The sequence below is a fragment of the Ruegeria sp. CDSC081 genome, from assembly GCF_059610485.1.
This window is the reverse complement of the sequence record NZ_JBXWNS010000001.1, coordinates 556921-573957: the sequence shown is the minus strand read 5'-3', so window position 1 is coordinate 573957 and position 17037 is coordinate 556921. Positions and strand designations below refer to the sequence as shown.

The window sequence follows — 17037 nt, the reverse complement described above, 5'->3', positions numbered from 1 at the left end:
ATATCCTCGAACGTCTTGGTTTTGGTCTTTTGTTTCCAGCAGCGTACTTGTTTCCAACTGCAATCGCCAGCATCAAGAGGGGTGATTTACTCAACGATCCTCAACTGTGGCGTCCGCGCCTCTTTGTCGGTCAGCACGGATTGGTAGGGATCTTTCGCCCTTAGCATCATATCCACGGCGCGCCTAAGCAACTGTCGCCGCCCACGGCGTGAATAAAACCCGCCGGGGACCTGACTGGTTTCAAGCAGAAAACGCCTATAGCTTTGATAGGCTTCGGTATCGGGGATATCTGGATTGGAAAAGAAATCAGTGATCGGTTGGCTGGAAACAAATTCGGGCTTGTCATAGACCGATTTGCCAAAGGCGCGCAGAGGAATGCCGCGCCACAATACCTGCTGACCCGCAGTTGAATTGATCGTCACGGCCGAGCTCGCTTCGTTGAGCAATGTGGCCAGTTTGCCCCCGGGTACATAATGGACCCGATCAGCGATACCCAGTGTTTTGGCCAGTTTTCGTGCCACCTGGCGCAATGGTTCCCGATGATTTTCCAGCGGGTGTTCTTTGATGACCAGATGATGGTGCGTTGGTGCGCCATTTGCAAAACCGTGCAGTACCTGCTCAAGAAACTCGGACATGCAGTCAAAGTCCGAGTGTGACTGAACCGAACTGTCATGTCCCAGTTGCAGCAATGCCAAGTGATAGGGAAACCCGCCCCGCCGGACTCGCTCCGTCGCCATACGCCGCCGGATTCTGTGGAACGGCATCATTGCCAGCCGTTTGAAATAAAGCCTGAACTCTTTCGAAACCGGTAGGTCACGGTGGGTTCGAAAATTGCGATACTTGCCGTTCAGGAACAGAACAAACCAATGATACAGCGCGCCATAGAAAATATGCTGTCGCATATCACCCCAATGCGTCGGAGGGGGCGGCATCGGCGCATCAGTACGCTCCAGCGCTCGCTGCATCTGGGTAACTTCCAGATTCATCAGATGCGAATTGCCATTCGTACCTGTGCGTTCGTAGGTGACCCACCAGGGCCTCAGATACCCTTCTTCGAAAACATGAACAGTGATCCCGTGGGCGCGGGCGATGCGGATGGCTTGGGCGTGGATTGGACGCGTATCGCCATACAGGACTATGTCTGTCACCTCGCGGCCGACAACCAGGTCAACAAATTTTACCGGCCAGTTCTCGGGTTTGCCAGCATAGGGAATAAAGCTGGCCTTATCAGACCAGAAAGCCTGATCCCCGGCGTTGAAACCCACGCGCCACACCTCGGAACCCGCTGCGCGCAGGATCTTACCAAGCGCGCCAAAAAACGGCCCGTGCGGTCCTTGCAGGAAAAGAAATACGCGTTTTTGCGCAGCGCCGTTGAGTGGTGACATTTCTGCTGCTCTTGTCGTTAGATGAGGAATTATGCCTGTTTGTCGTATTTGCGGCAACCTGGGGCTTGCCCGTAGGCGCGCTTACGCTTACCTCGACGGTGAGCGCTGGCATCAGGTTAGAAACAGAGGGTTAACGCAATGTTTACGGGGATCGTCACAGATATCGGCACCATCACCGAACTGGAGCAGCAAGGCGATCTGCGGGCGCGGATCAAAACCGCCTACAATACCCCGGGGATTGATATTGGTGCATCCATTGCCAGCGACGGCGTTTGCCTGACAGTCATCGCATTGGGCGAAGACTGGTATGATGTGCAAATCAGCGCGGAAACCGTTTCGAAAACCAATCTGGATCGCTGGACCGTCGGCAAACGTGTCAATCTGGAACGCGCGCTGAAGGTCGGAGATGAGTTGGGCGGTCATATCGTGTCTGGTCATGTTGATGGCGTCGCAGAAGTGGTCGCCGTTCTGGACGAGGGCGACAGCACGCGGGTAACCTTGCGCGCACCCAAAGATCTGGCCCGCTTCATTGCGCCCAAGGGATCAGTTGCGCTGAACGGTACTTCTTTGACCGTAAACGATGTGGACGGGTGCGATTTTGGTATCAACTTCATTCCGCACACCAAAGAGGTGACGACCTGGGGGGATGTCGGCATCGGCGACCGGGTCAATCTTGAGATCGACACGCTGGCTCGCTATGTCGCGCGCCTCGCTGAAATGTCCTAGTCCACAACTCAACGTCGCGTCTGACCGGAACGGTGCCGCATGCGGTCTGGTCTTTGACCGCGCGGTGGTCTATCCACCCGGTCAAACTTGGCATGTGAAAGGCTGCCCCATGAGCTTTGAAACTCCCGGACCGGTCGAGGCCCAGCTGCGCGCGGCAATCAGCCCGATCAAAGAGATCATCGACGAGGCGCGCAAAGGCCGGATGTATATCCTGGTTGATCACGAAGATCGCGAGAATGAGGGCGATCTGGTGATTGCCGCCGAGTTCGCTGATGCTGAGGCAATTAATTTCATGGCCACCCATGGTCGCGGCCTGATCTGCCTGCCAATGACGGCGGAACGGATTGACACGTTGGGTCTGCCTATGATGGCGGTGAACAACTCGTCACGTCATGAGACCGCGTTCACCGTGTCGATTGAAGCGCGCGAGGGAGTGTCGACTGGCATTTCCGCTGGTGACCGGGCGCTGACTGTGGCGACTGCGATCAACGAGCAAAACACGATGGCCCATATCGCCACGCCGGGTCACGTCTTCCCCTTGCGGGCCAAGCGGGGCGGGGTGCTGGTGCGCGCGGGCCATACCGAGGCCGCCGTTGATATCTCACGCCTGGCCGGGCTGAACCCTTCGGGCGTGATCTGCGAGATCATGAACCCTGACGGAACCATGGCGCGGCTGCCTGACCTGGTCGAATTCGCCAAGGAACACGGGTTGAAGATCGGCACGATCAGCGACTTGATCGCCTATCGGTCGCGCAATGACAATCTGGTGGTTGAGACATCTCGGGAAACCGTCACATCCGAATATGGCGGCGATTGGGAAATGCGGATTTTCACCGATCAGACTCATGGCATCGAACATGTCGTGATGGTCAAGGGTGACATCACCACGCCCGAGCCGGTTTTGACCCGGACCCATGCGCTGCACGAGGCGCCCGACATTCTGGGTCTTGGCCCGAAATCCTCACGTGAGCTGCCGCGCGCGATGGAAAAGATTGCGGATGAAGGGCGCGGCGTGGTCTGTCTGTTCCGCCAACCGCGCAACTCGCTCTATGCGGCTGAAGATGAGGGCCCACGCACCATCAAACAAACCGGTCTGGGGGCGCAGATCCTGTCCAAGATGGGGATCCAGGAACTTGTGCTGCTGACCGACTCGCCGGAAACCGTTTATCTCGGGCTCGACGCTTTTGGCCTGTCCATTGTCGGGACCCGTTCAATCCTCAGGGAGGACTGATTGTGGCTGAACAAGACAAACACGGCGTATTGCCGACACCGAGATTCGACAAACCCGTCAAGCTGTTGATCGTTGTGGCCCCGTTCTATCGCGCCATCGCTGACAATCTGGTGGCTGGCGCAAAGGCCGAGATCGAAGGGGCAGGCGGCACCTGTGATGTGGTCGAAGTGCCCGGCGCCTTGGAAATCCCGACGGCTATCGCCATGGCGGACCGTCAGTGCAATTTTGACGGCTATGTCGCGCTGGGCTGTGTCATTCGCGGAGAGACCACGCATTACGAAACCGTCTGCAACGACTCCAGCCGTGCCATCCAACTGATGGGTCTGCAGGGGCTGTGCATCGGCAACGGTATCCTGACAGTCGAGAATGACGATCAGGCCGAAGTGCGCGCCAATCCGGAAAAAATGAATAAAGGGGGCGGGGCTGCCGCTGCGGCCTTGCATCTGATCGCGCTCAGCCGTAAGTGGGGCTCTTCCAAAAAGGGCGTCGGGTTCAAGCCGCCGTCCGAGTCCATCCTTGTGGCGGGCGACAGCAACGGACCCACAACAGCATGACCAAGACAGACGCGCCAAAACCGGCCAACCAGAAACGCCTGATGAAATCCGCCGCTCGGCTCTATGCCGTGCAGGCGCTGTTCCAGATGGAGCAATCGGGTCAGACAACCGATCAGGTTGTGACCGAGTTTCTGGATCACCGCTTTGGCGCCGTCTATGAGGGCGAGGAAATGCTGGACGGCGATATTCGCCTGTTCCGCAAGCTGGTAGAAGATGCGGTCAATTATCAGGCGCCGATCGATCAGATGACCGATCGCGCTTTGGTTGCCAAATGGCCGATTGCCCGGATCGACCCGACCCTGCGCGCGGCCTTCCGGGCCGCCGGAGCAGAGCTGACACAGAACGACACACCGCCCAAGGTGGTCATCACTGAATTCGTCGATGTGGCGCGGGCCTTCTTCCCCGAAGGTAAAGAGACCAAATTTGTCAACGCAGTGCTGGATCACATGGCGCACGAGGCCAAGCCCGAGGCGTTCTGACGCGTTTACACGGATCAAATATGCGTTAAACTGAATGTTATAGCGCAATGAGGTCCGCCATGCCCAAACTGATCCGTTTGTATATCACGCAAGTGGCCTGGGGCTTTGCCATCTCGGCAATTTTTGTCGGGGTGCTTCTGGCCCTGAACGTCGCCAACCTGCGTCATCTGATTACTGGTTCTGATATCGGCCTGGTTGCTCTGGCGATGATCTGGTTCATGAACGGGATCGTCTTTGCCGGTGTACAGTTTGCCTATGCCATTATGAGCATGGCAGAAAAACCCGGCGGTCCGCGCGGTGGAACGCCGGTTTCTGTCAGGCTAAAGCCTGCCCTGATCAAACAAGAGGCACGTACAGGGAGTTAAGACACGTGACACGCCGGTTGAGGTGGACGCGGAGCTTGCCCGCCGTAATTGGTAGGTCAGGGCGTCAGTTTTAGTCTGACTGCGTTGTGTCTTTTCTCTGACAGGGTTCGGGTCATTCGGCAGACAAGGCGACACCCTCCACGGTAACCCTGTGCATCAATCGTCGAAATCCATGATAGTCATTGACCGCTTTGTGCCATGTGGCCCGATTGTCCCAGATGGTCATGTCGCCTGTTTGCCAACGAATGCGGCATTGGAACTCGGGTTGCTGGCAATGGTCATATAGCATTGCAAGGATGGCTGCTGATTCATCGGCGCTCAGGCCTTCGATTTGGGTTGTGAACACTGGATTCACATAAATACCGCGCCGCCCGCTGAGGGGGTGTTTTATGATCACAGGATGTCGCGCGTCTTGGGTGGCTGCCTGTGCATTGCTTAGCCGACCACTTTGCGCCGCTTCACTGTCCTGTGAGCTTGTTCCAAAAACGTGCCGAGACGAATGAACCGCCCAGAGCCCATCCAGAAAGCTCCGCATGGTAGGTGACAGCGCCTCATAAGCTGCACCCATCGAGACGAACAGTGTGTCGCCTCCAAAGGGCGGGGTTTCCAAAGCATGCAGGATAGACCCCATCGCCGGGATTTGGTCGTAGGAATGATCGGTATGCCAGCCCTCTCCGATGGCCTCTTTCTGATCCTTTTCCTTCAGCACCATAGCGATTTCTGGATGCCCATCGACCGGCCTGAAGAAGCGGTTGATGTTGATCGCGCCAAAGCGTTGGGCAAACGCCAGATGCTCATCCGGGCCGACATCCTGCGCTCTGAGTACGATGACAGAGTGCTGAGCAAAGGCCGTATGAATGGCGTCGAACTGGCTGCCGTCTCGGATATCGGCGCCGATGATCTCTGCGCCCACACCGCCGGTAAGTGGTCTGATGTCCATCTGCTTTCTCCCTGAGTTTCAAACGCAGGGTAGCGCATTGCTAAAGGTCGAAAAAACTGATTTAAAATTTGTAAAGAGAAGATTTTATTGATGATACGTTTCACTTTGCGCCAGTTGTCGTTCTTTGCCGAGACGGCGCGATGTGGCGGTATCGCGCAGGCAGCCAGGAACCTGAATGTTTCGGCCGCCGCTATTTCATCGGCAATCGACAAGCTCGAAGATGTCACTGGTTTGACGTTGTTTGACCGCTTTCCCGCACGCGGGATGAGGTTGACCCGCGTTGGCGCAGCCTTTTTGACGGATTCCGAAGCGTTGCTGATGCAAGCAGGCGCGCTCGGCAATCGGGCCGCTGTGATGGCTGAGGGCAAAACAGGGTCTATTGTGATCGGGACACATTATGCGATTGCGCAGAAGATCATTCTACCAGCTGTTCTGGCTTTTCGCCAAAGCCATCCCGGTATCCGCATCGAGGTTGTTGAGGATGATTTCCCGAACCTCGTTGCTGCGCTGGATGCGGGCGAGTTGGACGCGCTTGTGGTGTTTGATCAAGGGTTTGAACCCCAACGCCATCACGTTGAAGTACTTAAAGAACTGGCGCCTCTGGTTTTACTTCCGGCCTCCCACCCTATGGCGCATGCCGACAGCGTACAGCTTGAGCAGCTGACAGGCTTGCCCTACATTGCAGTGTCGCGTTCCGGTCCGGGTCCAAGCTATCTTGACCTGTTGCAGGCCGCCGGGCTTGATCCAGAAGTGCCGCTGACCTCGCAATCACGAGAGTTGGTGCATGCCTATGTTGGCAAAGGGCTTGGGTTCACGCTGGTTGGTTTTCCGCCAGAGGCGAGCCGCACGATAGAAGGCGATGCGGTCGTCGCGCGTCCGCTGGCACAGGATATCGGGTATTTTAATGTTGTGATTGTGCAGCCCCGCGCCATTCGGCAACCCGAACCCGTAAAAGCATTTCTTGATGCCTGTCTGCTCCAGATATGATTAGCGCGATCTGGCCCGCAGGTCAGAACCCAGAGCTCGTAAATCCGGCTATTTCCTGCCGGAGTTTGGATCGAGTGTGGCGGGACCACCAGTCAACCGTGCGGTTTGATTCCCGAGGACCTGTATGTACAGGTGGGCGCCAGGTAATCAGGCCAGGACCTGAACAGAGCCAGCCCCCTCGGAATTGCTTAAGGCCACCAGAATGCTACCAGTCACAAGAAGGGCAGAACCCGCCACGGGCCTAAGTAGGGCGTCCGGCGGGTTCGCACAAGGGGTCAGGCGTCAACAGTTTCGTGCAAGGCCACGCGCATCTTGCCGAAATGCTCGTCCCAGCCATTGTCCAGCGCCAGGATCAGGCCAAAGGCATCGGCACCTTGCGGCAGACCTTCGTGCAACAGATCAAGGCGTGTACCGCCCGCAACCGGTTCCAGCGTCCATTTTACGATGCTGACTGCGTCGCCCATTGGCTTAACCGTAAACGAATACTCCAGATATGACGGCGGGCGCGCTTCGCGGACTTCTCCCCAGATCAGAAGGTCGCCACTGGTCGTTCCGAACATCTCCAGTTTTTGTCCCTGGGCCAGGGGGCGTTCAGGTTTGTGAAACCATTCTGCCAGCCTCTCGGGTTTGGTCAGATAAGCCCAGACAGTCTCGGGCTCGGCCCTCAGGAAGATGGACTTCCTTAGAACGGCATCAGTCATTTTGATTTCCTTTCAACAGCTTCTTTAAGAGAGTTAAGGCGTTCATCCCAGAATTGATCAAAGTAGCTGAGCCAATCCAGAACAGGGGCCATGCCTTTTGGTTCAAGTCGGTTTATGCGTTCCCGGCCACGGGCTTCGACGGCAATCAGGCCGCCATCCGAGAGCACGGTCAGGTGTTTCTTGACTGCCGCGCGGGTCATGTCGAAGCGATCAGTCAACTGTGCAATCGTCATGTCCTGCAGTGCCAGCATCTGCACAATGTCCCTGCGGGTAGGGTCAGCCAGAGCGCGGAACGCGTTTTGAGTTTGGTTTTCCATATGCAACCTAAAGAGATACCATTTGGTTTCACATTAATGCGATACCAAATGGTATTATGTCAAGTCGTATGGGCTCACTTTACATTTGTTCACTAATTGTTCACATTTGGGATATGACATTGGACCTGCAACCCGGACAAAAACTTGCACGTGGCGTCGCCCGTCACCTGACGGCGCATGGCTTTGTATCCGTTGAGGAATTCGTGCCTATACGCGGACTGCGGGTTGATGTGATGGGGCTGGGTCCTAAGGGTGAGCTTTGGGTGATCGAATGTAAATCAAGCCGCGCTGATTTCCAGTCGGATTCCAAATGGCATGGTTATTTGGAGTGGTGTGATCGATTCTTCTGGGCAGTGGATACGGAGTTTCCGACCGAGCTGTTGCCTGCCGAGACCGGGTTGATCATTGCCGATGCTTATGACGCCGAGATCGTGCGTATGGCGCCAGAGGACAAGATAGCTCCGGCTCGGCGGAAGAAGATGATCCAGAAATTTGCTACAGACGCGGCCCGGCGCTTGCAGTCCCTGAGAGATCCCAGAATCTGATAGCTCAGCTTTTGACCGCCCGTGCTGCATGCGCGGCAGCACGGAGCTCATCGGCAATCTCTTCGGCTTCTTCCGGATCGAAATCCATTGGAATCTCTAGGTTTTCTGCTTCGATGAATAGGCGCACCATCCCCTGATCTGTTGGTCCGATCTGCAAATTCGCCTGAATGTCACTTTCGGTATTGATGCTCATGTGTGCCTCCGGGGATGAGAGTTCGTGCTAGCGCGCAAAGGCTTGAGAATCAAGTTACCTTTGCGTTCAAATAGGGGATGCACTCTATTCAGATCAGACCCTTTGAAGCTTTGGACGCGCCGTGGTTGGTGGCTGTGCATGATCTTTTGTATTCACGAGACGAGGGTTTTGACGACTCTTTTGCCGTGTTGGTGAAAGAAATCCTCGACGATTTCATCTCGGACCATGATGCCAAGCGCGAGCGTGGCTGGATAGTCGAATGTGACGGTAAACCTTTGGGCAGTATTTTCTGCGTTGCCCTGAGTGAAACGACCGCAAAACTGCGCTTGTTCTTGCTGTTGCCCGAAGCGCGTGGGATGGGCCTGGGAAAGCGGATGCTGGAGAGCTGCATGGGCTTTGCTCGCGGCGCCGGTTACACTGAAATGAGGCTGTGGACGCATGAAAGCCACAAGGCTGCCTGTGCGCTTTATGGGTCCACTGGGTGGCAGTTGATGGATAGCAAACCGGTCCATTCCTTCGGGGTTGATCTGGTCGAACAAAGCTGGAAAATTCAGCTTTAATCCTCTTGCATTCCGTGAACGCGTTCGGTACATCGCCCTTCACAAGTGCCGCCTTAGCTCAGTTGGTTAGAGCGCTGGATTGTGGATCCAGAGGTCCCCTGTTCAAGCCAGGGAGGCGGTACCATCTCCCCGATTGTCAGAAAATTCCCAAGCTAGTTCGGCCCCTAAGCCACCGCGCAAATCGAAGGGCTGCCTTCACTCAAAACGGTACCGATTATTATTTGAGAAATTGTCTTTTCCGGGGATTGCAGCGGCTGCATCCCCGGTAGGTTCTTAGCGCGCCAGATTCAGGCGAAAGCGCATTTTTGTTTTTCGTTCCGCAGGTAAATGACGGTTCAGATGCTTGTTCACCAGGCCGAACCCCCCAACGATCACAAGCGTCAGTAAGATGAAATAGAAGGCAAGGATTGGATAGGCGACAAAGGGGTTGAACGTCTTGTCCGCGAAATAGCTTGCGTAATACAGCGCATCGCCTCGTTGCTGCCAGGCGGGGAAGGCCGAGAAGAACACCAGCGTGGTGGCATGGAACAGAAAGATCGCCTCATTCGTGTAGGCGGGCCAGGCAAGCCGCAGCATGGTGGGCCAGACGATCCGCCGGAAGCGAGACCAGCCGGACATGCCATAAGCATCTGCAGCCTCGGTATCGCCCTTGGGAATGGATCGGAGCGCGCCAAAGAAAATTTCGGCTGAATAGGCGGCAGTGTTCAGAAACAGAACGATCAGCGCCCCAATCCAGGCCGACGTCAGAGAATCGAACATCGGATAGGATTTCTTCAGCGACAGGAAGAAGAAATAGGCAAAGAAAAACTGAATGAACAGCGGCGAACCACGAAAGATGAAAATGAACCATTCCGAAGGTTTGCGCAGCCAGAAACTGGGTGAAGCTTTGCCAAGCGCCAGTGCTGTGGCAAGGAAAAACCCGGTCGCAAGCGCCATGACTCCGAAATAGATATTCCAGATCATACCAGACCCAATCAGGGTAAAGTGCTCACATAAGGTAAAGTCGGATTTTGGCAGCAGACGCTCGCCATATCCAAGAGATCGCAGGCCGTAGTCCTGAATGGTCTGCAAGCAGCTCATGCGGTGGTCTCCTTGCGCAGCAATTCTCCGGCGGCGGTGGCCTGTCCGTGCGAGAGCCGGCGCATCAGGCGTTCAAGCCCGATCTCGGACATACGGGTGAAGCCAAGGTAGAAAACCAGCAGGAACAGGAAATACCACATGCGCCAGTCACCGTGTGGGTATTGCGTAAACTTCGGAGTCTTGGTGCTGCCCAGTTCGCGGGCCCAGTACACGATATCTTCGATGCCCAGAAGGAACAGCAACGGCGTGGCCTTGATCAGAACCATCCAGAGATTGCTGAGACCGGGCAGGGCATAAACCCACATCTGAGGCACAAGGATTTTCCAGAATGTCTGGCGACGGGACATCCCATAGGCTTCGGCGGTTTCCAGCTGTGTATAGGGTACGGCCCGCATGCCGCCGAACAGAACATTGGCGGCGAAAGCACCGAAAACAATAGAGAAAGTGATGACAGCCAGAAAGAACCCATAGGTTTCGTGCACCCATTCCGGCGAGGTGCCCAGTGGCAGTTTGGCAGATTGGCAGACGATAAAGTCGTTGCCCTGTCGGATCGAATCCGTCCAGTCCGGGCAGAGAATTTGATGCCGCGTCCATTCGAATGCCTGATCCAAAGCAATCACGAAGAACATGAAAAAGGCGATATCCGGCACGCCGCGCACGATGGCGATATAACCCTTACCCAGCCAACTGACCGGCAGAACGTGCGAACGGGCAGCCATGGCTCCGACGAACCCGAAACCCAGCGCTACGGGCGCCGTCACGGCAAGTAGGGCCAGTACCTTGAGGAAGGACAGGTAAAAGGACCAATGCACACCATTGGTCAGATAGCACGAGAACCAACGGAAGGTTCCCAGCGTGTCGGGATCAGTGCAGAACGAAAAAATGGCGGGCCTCTTCAGGTGGTAAAGGCGCTGGGGCGGCGCGCCCGTAGACTGGGGCACGCCGCCGGATCAGAATTAGAAGGTCGAAGACACTTCCCATTTGGTGATCAGCTCGTTCAGGCTGCCGTCATCCTTCATGGATTGGATGGCTGCGTTGAGCTTTTCTTTCAGCTCACCGTCGGATTCACGGACGCCAATGCCGACGCCACCACCCAGCGGAACCTCATCGGCCACAAAGCGCAGATCTGCGTCTTCGTCGACGATCGGGGCAAGGAAGGATTTGTCGGCCAGAACCGCATCAGCCTCACCGTTGCGTACGGCAGCGATGGTTTCCTCGGGGCTGGCGAACTCGACCAGGGTCGCGCCGGATTCGGCGATATAGCCAGCCTGAATGGTGCCAGTTTGTGCGGCGACCACACCACCTGCAACATCGGCGTCATCCGACATTGCTACATAGGCGGAGGGATCCGGTGGTGTGTAGTTCTGGGTAAAGTCGATGACCTCGTCACGCTCGTCGGTGATCGACATACCAGCGATGATCACGTCGTAGTTGCCCGAGACCAGGTTCGGAATGATCGAATCCCAGTCGTTCTTGACCCACTCGCAGGTCAGGTCTGCGCGTTTGCACAGCTCGTCGCCCAGCTCGCGCTCAAAGCCGTCGATCTCACCTGCGTCATTGACGAAGTTCCAAGGTGCATAGGCGCCCTCGGTCCCCATCCGGATGGTGTCTGCCATAGCCATGCCTGCGCTCAGCGCAAGGGCCGCAGTGGTCAGGATCAGTTTTTTCATTGGATACTCCCCAGTTTTGGTTCTGATCTGAAGTTATGCCGCCTGAGTGGCGGAAAGAAAGCCCTGAAGCCGTGGAGATTCAGGGGTAGTAAAGAGATCTTCAGGCAGGCCTTCTTCTTCGATGAGGCCTTGGTGAAGGAAAACGACATGGCTAGAGATATCAGCGGCCATTTTCATGTCGTGGGTCACAATGATCATGGTGCGGCCTTCTGCAGCCAGGTCTTTGATCACCTTGATCACTTCTTGTTCCAATTCGGGGTCCAGCGCCGACGTGGGCTCGTCAAACAAAAGCGCCTCGGGCTCCATGCACAGCCCCCGCGCGATCGCGGCACGCTGTTGCTGGCCACCAGACAACTGTGCGGGGTAGGCGTCGCACTTGTCGCCAATACCAACTTTTTCAAGGTATCTGCGTGCGCTGTCTTCAACTTCTTTTTTGTCACGGCCCAATACCGTTACAGGTGCTTCCATCACGTTCTGCAGGATGGTCAAATGAGCCCACAGGTTGAACTGTTGGAAAACCATCGACAGGTTTGTGCGAATGCGCAGAACCTGTTTCGCATCAGCAGGCCGGCGCGTGTGGCTGTTACCGGACCAACGAACAGGTTCACCCTTGAAAAGGATTTCGCCCTGCTGGCTGTCTTCCAACAGGTTGCAGCACCGCAATAAAGTGGATTTCCCAGACCCCGAGGACCCGATCAAAGATACAACATCGCCCCGTCTGGCAGTGATATCCACGCCCTTCAGCACTTCCAGATTGCCGAAACTCTTGTGTAGGTTCTTGATCTCAATGACGGGAGTTGAATCTGTCACGGTTGGTCCAGGTGTTATTGGTGTTGGTGCGGTACTAGGGCTTAAAAATCAGATCAATGCAATGCGCAAATGACAGAGTAAGCGGGTGATTCCGTCAATTTGACGAAGCGTTCTGGTCAATTTGATCATGAATTATCCATCGCAGTTTACAATTTCGACGGATTTGGGACGCGCAGATAATCTTTGGCAGGAATAGAGATCAGGTCATGCAGGTGCAGAAGGTTCCGATCTTGCGGTGACATGGTTTGAATCGCGTTGCGAACTGCGCGTGCGATCTGAGCGGCGTCCTGATCCTTCGCTGTGATATAAGGTAGCGCGGGGGTTGGGGTTGTTTCGGCGACCTCACGCAGAGCTTCTGGAAGGTCGGAATGGACCTTCAGCATCTCCCATGTCAGCGCATCCAGCGCGGCATAATCGGCACGGCCCTCGGAAATGGCTTGAGCAGACAGCGCATGACCACCGGATTGCAGAACCGACGATGGTGTTCGGTGGTATCGTTCAAGGTGAACCATTGGGGCGGCCCATCCGGATTGCGACAGCGGTTCATTATAGGCAAAAACACCATCGGCCAATTCATCAAGATCGCGGGGGTCGTGGCGGCGGGCTACAAAAACCGACCGGTAATGGCCAGGTGGGCAGCCAGGCAACGCGTAATCCGGCGTTCCAACCAACTGCACCTTGCCATGCAGCCGGGTGCGATAGGGCATGCCGCAGGTCTGGGCAAAAACCAGATCCGGGTCCAACCAGATATCCCAGACATCCCGGTCTCGGTTTAGGTTTGCGGGGCCATAGCCAAGGTAATCCCGAATCGATGCCCAAAACCGATCATTCGCAGAGCGCAGCGCAGGCATGTCGTACATACCCAGCGTGGCTATCAAGATTTGGCAGCCTTTTGACGGGCCATTGCAGAGTCGACATCACTGATGCCCAACAGGCTGACGACCAGTCGCAGTAAGGAATCCTCTTCACCCGTGCGGTGCCCATCCGCCAGAGCGACCGACCACAAGGCCTGAACGACTGCCAGGCGGTCGTCATAGGCAACGGCCTCTTTGATTGCGCGAGTGAACCGTACTGTGTCCGGTGCTTCGGCCTCGAGATCTTCGGCGCGGGCGCGCAGGCCGGCGGCTTCGAACGGGGATAGGTCATAGCGTTCAATCGAAATCCGGTCGATTCGCGCCATTTCACTGTCGGCATAGTCGTTGTCAGATCGGGCAACGCGCACCAGCAGGGCCGTCAAGGCCAGTCGAGCATCGTCATCGGTGAAAGGGGCGGGCTGAGGCTGGGTCAGTCGAGACAGAAAATCACTAAACATGAGACAGGTATAGAGAGGCCTTACGCCTCTTCCAAGCGTCTTTGCACACGCTTTCTGGCGGTCTTGCTGTCGTTAAAGCTCAGACCCATGGCGATGCGGGCTTCTTCGACGATTTTCATCTCGCCCTCATCTGTATTCCCGTCGGCCAGAACCACCTCCCAGAGGGCATCCAAAGCGGCCAAGCGCTCGTGCAGGTCCGTGGTTTCCCGGATCAGCTTACCGAACGTGTCCGTTTCCGGTGCGGCTGCGTGCAGTTTCTCGCAGGTGGCGCGGACCTTTGCGGCTTCGATCGCATTATGTTGATAAAGTCGGGCGAGGATACGGTCGATCAGGCTGATCTCTTCCAGCTTATAATCCCTGTCCGCTTGTGCAACGCGCACCATAAGCGCCCCGAGTGCAAGTTCAGCGTCTGGGTCGGGCAGATTGTCGTGTTGTGGCGGGCGGAAAGCCTGAAAGAGTTTTTTCAACATGGTCAGAGATTATTCCATATTTGATAACCCGCCAAGCACGGACTATCGCGCAAGGCTCAGAATGATCAAAAGACCGCCTGCTAGAGCCGGATAGCGCGCTGGGTCAGAGTACCTTTCGCGCTTCGTCTTGCAGCCAGGCCAGCATTTTCCGATAGGGTACAGGGCCATAGCTTATACGCGCGACTCCCAGCCCAGCCAAAGTGGCGGTGTCCGGTGTGCCGGGTAATGCTATGATATTTAGCGGCAAGTCGATTGACTCTACCAACCGGGCAATCATGGCCTGATCCCGTAGGCCGGGGGCAAAGAATCCGCTGGCCCCTGCATCTGAATAGGCTTGTGCTCGGACCATTGCCTCTTCCAGCATCGCATCATCATGGGTTTCGGGCTGCGCCTTCAGGAAAATGTCGGTCCGCGCGTTGATAAACGCAGGAACGCCCGCCGCATCGCAACCTTCACGCATCGCGCTGACACGGGCGGCCTGAGTTTCAATATCGTACAACTCATTTGATCCGATGATCTGGTCTTCGAAGTTGAAGCCGACAACGCCGGATTCAAGGGCCAGCCTGACATTGGCAGAGATACCCTGAGCATCAGCCGCATACGCACCTTCGAAATCCAGAGTAACCGGAAGATCAACGGATTCGACAATCCGGCGAGCATTGTCCAGCGCGGCCTGCATCGGGATGTTTTGGCCGTCGCTGAACCCTTGTGCCATCGCAACAGGAGCGCTTCCAGTGGCAATGGCTTGGGCGCCAGCGTCGCGCACGGCACCGGCACTGCCAGCATCCCAGATATTGTACAGGATAACCGGTTCGCCCTTTTTGTGCAGGGCCGCGAATGTCAGTGCATTGGTGATCTGATCGGTCATGGACGGTCTCCTATCTCTGAGTTGCGGGCAGTTAACCGTGCAAAGGGTCAGCGCGTACAGTCTTTTCGCGCTGACCGATACAATCTGCTTTCGTGCCTGGTGTCAGACCAGACGCGAGGTGTCCTTGGCAGCGCGCACAAAGTCGCGGAACAAAGGATGCGGGTCGAACGGCTTTGATTTCAGCTCGGGGTGGTACTGGACCCCAATGAACCACGGATGATCCGACCACTCGACGATTTCTGGCAACCGGCCGTCGGGGGACATGCCTGAGAAATTGAGACCAGCTTTTTCCAGCTTGTCGCGGTATTTGATGTCCACTTCATAGCGGTGGCGGTGGCGCTCCTCGATGGCGGTACCGCCATAGACTTCGGCCACTTTTGACCCTTCGGCCAGAACCGCGTCATAGGCGCCCAGGCGCATGGTGCCGCCCTTGTCATCACCGACTTTGCGTTCGACCTTGTGATTGCCCTGCACCCATTCTTTCAGGTGATAGACCACCGGTTCGAAACGTTTTTTACCGGATTCATGGTCGAATTCCTCGGACCCGGCCTCTTTGATGCCAGCGGCATTTCGCGCGGCCTCAATTACGGCCATCTGCATGCCCAGGCAGATGCCCAGGTAGGGCACTTTATGTTCGCGGGCGTATTGCGCAGCCTTGATTTTGCCTTCGGTACCGCGCTCACCGAATCCGCCGGGCACGAGGATCGCGTGGAAGCCTTCCAGATGCGGGGCGGCCTCTTCGGTATCGAATACCTCGGCATCGACCCATTCGACCTTGACGCGGACACGGTTGGCCATCCCGCCATGGGTCAGCGCCTCGGCTATCGACTTATAGGCGTCTTCCAACTGGGTGTACTTACCGACGATGGCGACCTTCACTTCGCCCTCGGCATTGTGGATGCGATCACTGACGTCTTCCCATTTGGTCAGATCGGGCTTGGGGGCAGGGCTGATCTGGAAGGCATCCAGAACCGCCTGATCCAGTCCCTCGCGGTGATAGGCGAGCGGAGCATCGTAGATGGTGCTGAGGTCCTGCGCAGCAATCACGCTATCGGGGCGGACGTTACAGAACAAAGCCAGCTTTTCACGTTCCTTGGTCGGGATCGGGCCTTCGGACCGGCAGACCAGAATGTCGGGGGCGAGACCGATCGAACGCAGCTCTTTCACCGAGTGCTGGGTTGGTTTGGTTTTCAATTCGCCCGAGGCTTTGATGTAGGGCAGCAGGGTCAAGTGCATGAACAGGCATTGGCCGCGTGGTTTGTCCTGGCTGAATTGGCGGATGGCCTCAAAGAAGGGCAGGCCTTCGATATCGCCCACGGTGCCGCCGATCTCGCACAGCATGAAATCAACCTCATCCTCGCCTATGGCGATGAAATCCTTGATCTCATTGGTGACGTGCGGGATCACCTGAATGGTTTTGCCCAGGTAATCGCCGCGGCGTTCTTTTTCCAACACGTTGGAATAAATCCGCCCGGAACTGACCGAGTCGGTTTTGCGCGCGGCTACGCCGGTAAAACGTTCGTAATGGCCAAGGTCCAGATCGGTTTCTGCCCCGTCATCTGTAACGAACACTTCGCCATGTTCAAAAGGCGACATGGTGCCCGGATCGACATTCAGATAGGGGTCCAGCTTGCGCAGACGCACCGAATATCCGCGGGCCTGCAACAGCGCGCCCAAAGCCGCCGAAGCTAATCCTTTGCCCAAGGATGAAACCACACCACCAGTGATGAAAATAAAACGCGCCATGTTTTTCGGCTGCTCCCCGTGAGACGTCAATATCAGCTGCCCGGCGGTTCAAGAAAAACCGCTGCATCACGGGACTTCACGTATAAAGGATTCGCGCC

General features: G+C 56.3%; 22 protein-coding genes and 1 tRNA gene. 9 read left to right on the top strand and 14 right to left on the bottom strand.

Features of this window, described 5'->3' with window-relative positions; translation table 11 throughout:
• Nucleotides 1–86: 86 nt before the first annotated feature.
• Nucleotides 87–1385, bottom strand: a complete 1299-nt coding sequence (locus AC2FH9_RS02890) for a capsule polysaccharide biogenesis protein (RefSeq protein ID WP_496700651.1) — start codon at nucleotides 1383–1385, stop codon at nucleotides 87–89.
• Nucleotides 1386–1523: 138 nt separating this feature from the next.
• On the opposite strand from AC2FH9_RS02890, the gene AC2FH9_RS02885 reads away from it, so the two are divergent.
• The 5 genes from AC2FH9_RS02885 (at nucleotide 1524) to AC2FH9_RS02865 (ending at nucleotide 4740) form a co-directional block, all read left to right on the top strand.
• Entirely contained in the window at nucleotides 1524–2111 is a 588-nt protein-coding gene (locus tag AC2FH9_RS02885) for a riboflavin synthase (RefSeq protein ID WP_142634640.1), read from the top strand.
• A 109-nt stretch (nucleotides 2112–2220) separates the two neighbouring features.
• Entirely contained in the window at nucleotides 2221–3342 is a 1122-nt protein-coding gene (ribB, locus tag AC2FH9_RS02880; RefSeq protein ID WP_496690792.1) for a 3,4-dihydroxy-2-butanone-4-phosphate synthase, read from the top strand.
• Between the two features lie 2 nt (nucleotides 3343–3344).
• The gene (locus tag AC2FH9_RS02875; RefSeq protein ID WP_496870693.1) at nucleotides 3345–3896 is read left to right on the top strand and encodes a 6,7-dimethyl-8-ribityllumazine synthase; all 552 of its coding nucleotides are present in this window, start codon (nucleotides 3345–3347) and stop codon (nucleotides 3894–3896) included.
• Nucleotides 3893–4375 carry a transcription antitermination factor NusB gene (gene nusB, locus AC2FH9_RS02870; protein WP_142634634.1) on the top strand — a complete coding sequence of 161 codons (483 nt, stop codon included), beginning with the start codon at nucleotides 3893–3895 and terminating at the stop codon, nucleotides 4373–4375. The genes AC2FH9_RS02875 and nusB overlap by 4 nt, the downstream gene beginning before the upstream one ends.
• A gap of 59 nt (nucleotides 4376–4434) precedes the next feature.
• Nucleotides 4435–4740, top strand: coding sequence for a hypothetical protein (locus tag AC2FH9_RS02865; RefSeq protein WP_496870692.1), 306 nt, complete (start codon nucleotides 4435–4437; stop codon nucleotides 4738–4740).
• A gap of 112 nt (nucleotides 4741–4852) precedes the next feature.
• On the opposite strand, the gene AC2FH9_RS02860 is transcribed toward AC2FH9_RS02865, so the two are convergent.
• The gene (locus tag AC2FH9_RS02860) at nucleotides 4853–5680 is read right to left on the bottom strand and encodes a TauD/TfdA dioxygenase family protein (protein WP_496678226.1); all 828 of its coding nucleotides are present in this window, start codon (nucleotides 5678–5680) and stop codon (nucleotides 4853–4855) included.
• 90 nt (nucleotides 5681–5770) lie between these two features.
• On the opposite strand from AC2FH9_RS02860, the gene AC2FH9_RS02855 reads away from it, so the two are divergent.
• Nucleotides 5771–6667 carry a LysR family transcriptional regulator gene (locus AC2FH9_RS02855; RefSeq protein WP_496870691.1) on the top strand — a complete coding sequence of 299 codons (897 nt, stop codon included), beginning with the start codon at nucleotides 5771–5773 and terminating at the stop codon, nucleotides 6665–6667.
• 275 nt (nucleotides 6668–6942) lie between these two features.
• Here the strand turns inward: AC2FH9_RS02855 and AC2FH9_RS02850 are convergent, their stop codons facing one another.
• Together AC2FH9_RS02850 and AC2FH9_RS02845 are read right to left on the bottom strand one after the other, a co-directional pair.
• Nucleotides 6943–7368, bottom strand: a complete 426-nt coding sequence (locus AC2FH9_RS02850; protein ID WP_496704905.1) for an SRPBCC family protein — start codon at nucleotides 7366–7368, stop codon at nucleotides 6943–6945.
• Nucleotides 7365–7685, bottom strand: a complete 321-nt coding sequence (locus AC2FH9_RS02845; RefSeq protein ID WP_271946295.1) for an ArsR/SmtB family transcription factor — start codon at nucleotides 7683–7685, stop codon at nucleotides 7365–7367. The genes AC2FH9_RS02850 and AC2FH9_RS02845 overlap by 4 nt, the downstream gene beginning before the upstream one ends.
• A gap of 113 nt (nucleotides 7686–7798) precedes the next feature.
• Between AC2FH9_RS02845 and AC2FH9_RS02840 the strand changes: the two genes are divergently transcribed.
• Nucleotides 7799–8230 carry an MmcB family DNA repair protein gene (locus AC2FH9_RS02840; protein WP_496704903.1) on the top strand — a complete coding sequence of 144 codons (432 nt, stop codon included), beginning with the start codon at nucleotides 7799–7801 and terminating at the stop codon, nucleotides 8228–8230.
• Between the two features lie 4 nt (nucleotides 8231–8234).
• On the opposite strand, the gene AC2FH9_RS02835 is transcribed toward AC2FH9_RS02840, so the two are convergent.
• Entirely contained in the window at nucleotides 8235–8423 is a 189-nt protein-coding gene (locus AC2FH9_RS02835) for a DUF6324 family protein (protein ID WP_142634620.1), read from the bottom strand.
• A gap of 77 nt (nucleotides 8424–8500) precedes the next feature.
• On the opposite strand from AC2FH9_RS02835, the gene AC2FH9_RS02830 reads away from it, so the two are divergent.
• Nucleotides 8501–8983, top strand: coding sequence for a GNAT family N-acetyltransferase (locus AC2FH9_RS02830; RefSeq protein WP_496870689.1), 483 nt, complete (start codon nucleotides 8501–8503; stop codon nucleotides 8981–8983).
• Nucleotides 8984–9030: 47 nt separating this feature from the next.
• Nucleotides 9031–9107, top strand: a tRNA-His gene (locus AC2FH9_RS02825).
• A 149-nt stretch (nucleotides 9108–9256) separates the two neighbouring features.
• Here AC2FH9_RS02825 and AC2FH9_RS02820 read toward each other — a convergent pair.
• From AC2FH9_RS02820 to pyrG, 9 genes are all read right to left on the bottom strand, one after another.
• Nucleotides 9257–10063: an ABC transporter permease gene (locus tag AC2FH9_RS02820; RefSeq protein ID WP_142634616.1), complete on the bottom strand. Its 807-nt coding sequence runs from the start codon at nucleotides 10061–10063 to the stop codon at nucleotides 9257–9259.
• Complete coding sequence (locus AC2FH9_RS02815) at nucleotides 10060–10947, bottom strand: ABC transporter permease (RefSeq protein ID WP_142635158.1); 888 nt, start codon at nucleotides 10945–10947, stop codon at nucleotides 10060–10062. The genes AC2FH9_RS02820 and AC2FH9_RS02815 overlap by 4 nt, the downstream gene beginning before the upstream one ends.
• A 72-nt stretch (nucleotides 10948–11019) precedes the next feature.
• Nucleotides 11020–11733, bottom strand: a complete 714-nt coding sequence (locus tag AC2FH9_RS02810; RefSeq protein ID WP_271946303.1) for a transporter substrate-binding domain-containing protein — start codon at nucleotides 11731–11733, stop codon at nucleotides 11020–11022.
• A 33-nt stretch (nucleotides 11734–11766) separates the two neighbouring features.
• Nucleotides 11767–12543 (bottom strand): ABC transporter ATP-binding protein, encoded by a 777-nt coding sequence (locus AC2FH9_RS02805; RefSeq protein ID WP_271946306.1) that lies wholly within the window; start codon nucleotides 12541–12543, stop codon nucleotides 11767–11769.
• Nucleotides 12544–12689: 146 nt separating this feature from the next.
• The gene (locus AC2FH9_RS02800; RefSeq protein ID WP_496870687.1) at nucleotides 12690–13403 is read right to left on the bottom strand and encodes a phosphate/phosphite/phosphonate ABC transporter substrate-binding protein; all 714 of its coding nucleotides are present in this window, start codon (nucleotides 13401–13403) and stop codon (nucleotides 12690–12692) included.
• 14 nt (nucleotides 13404–13417) lie between these two features.
• Nucleotides 13418–13855 (bottom strand): tellurite resistance TerB family protein, encoded by a 438-nt coding sequence (locus AC2FH9_RS02795; protein ID WP_281972316.1) that lies wholly within the window; start codon nucleotides 13853–13855, stop codon nucleotides 13418–13420.
• Nucleotides 13856–13875: 20 nt separating this feature from the next.
• Nucleotides 13876–14325 (bottom strand): tellurite resistance TerB family protein, encoded by a 450-nt coding sequence (locus tag AC2FH9_RS02790; RefSeq protein ID WP_142634606.1) that lies wholly within the window; start codon nucleotides 14323–14325, stop codon nucleotides 13876–13878.
• Between the two features lie 103 nt (nucleotides 14326–14428).
• A complete protein-coding gene (locus tag AC2FH9_RS02785) occupies nucleotides 14429–15193 on the bottom strand; it encodes an isocitrate lyase/PEP mutase family protein (protein WP_142634604.1) in 765 nt (254 codons plus the stop codon).
• Between the two features lie 102 nt (nucleotides 15194–15295).
• Nucleotides 15296–16939 carry a CTP synthase gene (gene pyrG, locus AC2FH9_RS02780; protein WP_142634602.1) on the bottom strand — a complete coding sequence of 548 codons (1644 nt, stop codon included), beginning with the start codon at nucleotides 16937–16939 and terminating at the stop codon, nucleotides 15296–15298.
• Between the last annotated feature and the right edge of the window lie 98 nt (nucleotides 16940–17037).